This is a genomic window from Ligilactobacillus sp. (assembly GCF_036846325.1).
Taxonomy (GTDB): Bacteria; Bacillota; Bacilli; order Lactobacillales; family Lactobacillaceae; genus Ligilactobacillus.
On record NZ_DAIUCE010000024.1, the window covers coordinates 16,816 to 21,230 of the forward strand.

Here is a 4,415-nt window from a genome sequence, read left to right on the forward strand (position 1 = left end):
AATATCAGTTAATGTGTTAAAATTAGAAATGTACGCTATTTTTGCATTTCCGAGTTTTGAATTGATGATATTCAGCAAAGATACGGTCATACTTGAATATATTTGTTAAAGGTGAAGTTTGTAATGGAAAAAGAAAGAAGAAGGGCACTTGGGCACAAGGCGATGAACTTGTTTCAGATTGAGATGTTTCATATCAATCAGGATTCGGAACTGTTCGAAACATCCCCGAAGGAATCGCCTGGTGCCGGCACACGGAAAGCAAAAATCTTCGTAAATGAAGAAAACTTGTTATACAGAATCAGACAGTTCGGAGAAGACGACAAGATCGGCGTGATGAATTTTGCCAATCCGTTCGTTCCGGGCGGTCACTTCATGGACGGGGAAAACGCACAGGAGCAGTGGATCTGCCGGAACAGCTACTTGTTTCCCGAGCTGCGCAAGTTCAGGAGGACGTACTATTATAAGAATGAACTGGATCCGAAAAACGGCTATATCAGCCCGGCATTGATTTATTCACGTCATGTCAAGGTTCTGCGCGATGAAAAGGAAGACCGGATTCTGCCTGATCCGCGCTATGCTGATTTCATCTCGATTGCGGCTCCGAACGTGAATCTGATCAGGCAAAACGGCGTGAAATTTGATCCGGCAACGTTGTACAGCGATATTTTTGAAAAAATCGTCCGTGTTCTGCGTGTCTTCAAGATTCATGAAGACCGCAATCTTGTTTTGGGAGCATTCGGCTGCGGAATCTTCGGCAATGATCCGAAGATGGTGTCCCTGGCGTTCGACAATGCCCTGAAGCGCGAAGAATTCGGCGGATGCTTTGATAATATTTATTTTGACATCATCGATAACAAGCCTGCCCTTGCGGCATTTAAAAAAGAATTTGAGGCGCAGGTCAAATGAGCTTCGGGGAGTTTCCGAAGTTCTTTTTTTGCATTCATGAAGAAAATTGATAATTTTTTGTTCAAGTCTGTTAAAAAAGTTGACAATAAAAAAGATAGAGAGTAGTATATCATGGTAAGTTTAATGAATTTGATGACAAATTCTGATAAATAATGAGCGCTCGCTCGAAAAGAGAGGAATAGCAGAATGTATAAATTGCTTAAGAAAAGAGTCTCGTGGCCTGCAGTTGCGGCTTCCGTAGCCTTTTTAATGGTTCAGGTAATCTGTGACCTGAACCTTCCGTCCCTCACTTCGGATATGATTAATAACGGCGTTGCCAAGGGCGATATTGACTATATCTGGTCAGTGGGCTTCAAGATGCTCGTGGTTGCGGCCATCGGGATGGTCGGGTCAATCGGAAACGTTTATATTGCCGCCAAGGTTGCCCAAAAATCCGGTGCATGCCTTCGCGGGGATATTTTCAAACACGTACTTGGCTTCGGAAATCAGGAAATTGACGGCTTCAGCACGTCTTCTCTGATTACCAGAACGACAAACGACGTCTTGCAGATTCAAAATGTCGTTCTGATGCTTCTCCGCATGATGCTGATGTCGCCTTTGATGGTCATCGGCGCAAGCATCATGGCATATCAAAGCGAAAAGAGACTGACGATGGTCTTTTTGGTTTCAGTACCGTTGCTTGCGATTGCCATCGGCATCGTCATGCGCTTTGCCGTTCCGTTGTTCAAGAGCCTGCAGGGCAAGATTGACAGAATCAATTTGACTTTCCGTGAAGGGCTGACGGGCGTGCGCGTTATCCGGGCATTCCGTCAGGACAAGTTCGAACAGGACCGTTTCAAGGAAGCCAACAAGGATTATACTGAAACGGGGATCAAGGTCTTCAGCATCGTTTCACTGATGTTTCCGGTCATGAATCTGATCCTGAACGGAACGAACATGATGATCGTCTGGTTCGGCGCCAAGCTGATCGGCAACAAGACAATGGAAGTCGGCAATCTTGTCTCGTTCATGACATATGCCAACATGATCCTGTTCAGTTTCATGATGCTTTCAATGGTCTTCGTCTTCATTCCGCGTGCACAGGCTGCAGCTGAACGCTTGAACGAAGTCCTTGATACGAAGTACACGGTAACGGATCCTGATGACCCTGAAGAATTTTCGGCAGATGCTCCTTCCGAGCTTGAATTCGACAATGTCAACTTCTACTACGAAGGTGCTGAAAAGCCTGCCTTAGCCAAAGCTGACTTCAAGGCTTCCGCCGGTCAGACGGTTGCGGTCATCGGCGGCACTGGCTGTGGCAAGTCAACTTTGATCAACCTGATTCCGCGTCTTTATGATGCGACTGAAGGAACGGTCAAAGTCAACGGCAAAGACGTCAGAAGGGTCTCTCAAAAGGATCTGCATGACAGAGTTTCATTCGTGCAGCAAAAAGCAGTCCTGTTCAAGGGAACAATCAGAAGCAACATGCTTTTCGGCAATCCGGATGCGACCGATGAAGACATCTGGCACGCACTGGAAATCGCCCAGGCAAAGGACTTCGTTTCAGAACTTGAAGACGGTCTGGACTCCGTTGTCGAACAAGGCGGCGGGAACTTCTCCGGTGGTCAGAGACAGCGTCTTGCGATTGCGCGCGCATTGATGAAGAAGGCCTCGGTTTATGTATTCGATGATTCGTTTTCAGCTCTGGATTTTAAAACGGATGCCAAGCTTCGTCAGGCGCTGAAAGAAGATCCGGAAATAAGCAACAGCGTTGTTGTAATCGTTGCTCAGCGCGTTTCGACAGTCCTTTCAGCTGACGTGATCATCGTCCTTGACGGCGGTGAAGTTGTCGGCAAGGGCACGCACGAAGAACTCCTGAAGACAAATGAAACATATCGGGAAATCGTCAACTCGCAAATCAGAAAGGGGGACATGTAGATGCCAAGAGGTCCAAAGATGAAGGGAAAACCGGAAAAAGCCAAGAATTTCTGGGGGACGACCAGGCGTTTGCTGGCCTATATGAATCCATGGAAATGGGGCATCATTGCAGTCATTGTCTTTGCAGTCGGGTCCGTTATCTTCCAGATTGTCACTCCGAAGATTTTAGGGAAGGCGACGACCGAAATCTACAAGGGCGTAATGAGCGGCTACATGCAGCTGAAGCTTGGACATGCCGTCTCCAAATTCCCGATTAACTTCACGAAGATTACGCATATTCTGATTGCCGTGGCCGTCTGCTACGTCGTCTCAGGCCTGCTGTCCGTTGCACAGCAGCTGATCATGGCCAACATCTCGCAGAAAATCGTCTATAATCTGCGCCGCGACATGAAGGAAAAGATGCAAAGACTCCCAATCGAATACTACGATACGCACTCAAACGGCGACATCATGTCACGCGCAGTCAACGACATGGACAACATCGGCGGTACCCTGCAGCAGAGTCTAGCACAGCTGGTGACGAGCACCGTCACCTTCGTCGGCGTCTTCTTCATGATGCTTTCAATCAGCTGGAAGATGACGCTGATTGCCTGCGTCACGATTCCGTTGAGCCTGTTCATCGTAATGGTCGTTGCCCCGAAGTCCCAGAAGCACTTTGCGGCACAGCAGAGGAGCCTGGGAATCTTGAACGATCAGGTTGAGGAAAACTATGCCGGACATACTGTCCTGAAGACATTCAACAAGGAAGACGATGTCATTGCGCAGTTCGAGGAAGAAAACGAACGCTACTATGAGGCTTCCTGGAAGGCCCAGTTCATTTCCGGACTGATCATGCCGTTCATGAATCTGATCAAGAACATCGGCTATGTCTTCGTTGCAATCGCCGGCGGAATCGCCGTTGCGCACAAGACGATGGCACTTGGTGACGTTCAGGCGTTTCTGCAGTACGTCAACCAGTTCACGCAGCCGATTACGCAATTGGCAAACCTTGCCAATACGATTCAGGCAACAATCGTTTCTGCCGAACGAATCTTTGAAGTGCTTGACGAAGAGGAAATGAAGGATCCGGCGGAAGTTCTTCCTGACGAGAAGACTGATGCCAAGATCAAGTTTGAACACGTCAAGTTCGGTTATTCCAACAAGGAAATCCTGATGAAGGACTTCAACTTTGAAGCCAATCCGGGCAAGATGGTCGCAATCGTCGGACCAACCGGTGCCGGGAAGACGACTCTGATCAACCTTCTGGAACGCTTTTACGAAATCAAGGGCGGCGTGATCAGAATGGACGGAGTCGACACGCGCGGCATGTCGCGCGACGAATTGCGTTCACGCTTTGCGATGGTGCTTCAGGACACGTGGCTGTTCACGGGCACAATCTATGAAAACATCAAGTACGGTCGTGAAGACGCTACTGATGAGGAAATCATGGCTGCTGCAAAGGCGGCGCACGTTGACACGTTCGTCCGTCAGCTGCCTAAGGGATATGATACGGTCTTGAATGAAGAAGCCTCCAACATTTCCCAGGGGCAACGTCAGCTGCTGACGATTGCGCGTGCCTTCCTGGCAGATCCGGAGGTGCTTATCCTGGATGA

3 protein-coding genes are annotated in these 4,415 nt (G+C 48.5%); all 3 read left to right on the plus strand.

Annotated features, from left to right (window positions below; genetic code table 11):
• The first annotated feature begins 123 nt into the window (after positions 1-123).
• On the plus strand, positions 124-906 hold the full coding sequence (locus V7Z60_RS03970; RefSeq protein ID WP_334116516.1) for a TIGR02452 family protein: 783 nt from the start codon (positions 124-126) through the stop codon (positions 904-906).
• Positions 907-1,092: 186 nt separating this feature from the next.
• On the plus strand, positions 1,093-2,823 hold the full coding sequence (locus tag V7Z60_RS03975) for an ABC transporter ATP-binding protein (protein ID WP_334116517.1): 1,731 nt from the start codon (positions 1,093-1,095) through the stop codon (positions 2,821-2,823).
• A partial coding sequence (locus tag V7Z60_RS03980) for an ABC transporter ATP-binding protein (RefSeq protein WP_334116519.1) occupies positions 2,824-4,415 on the plus strand: 1,592 nt, incomplete at its 3' end.

Excerpts from the sequence above, each read along its gene's own strand:
- V7Z60_RS03970 (WP_334116516.1), top strand. The coding sequence starts at position 124 with ATGGAAAAAGAAAGAAGAAGGGCACTTGGGCACAAGGCGATGAACTTG.
- V7Z60_RS03975 (WP_334116517.1), top strand. The coding sequence starts at position 1,093 with ATGTATAAATTGCTTAAGAAAAGAGTCTCGTGGCCTGCAGTTGCGGCT.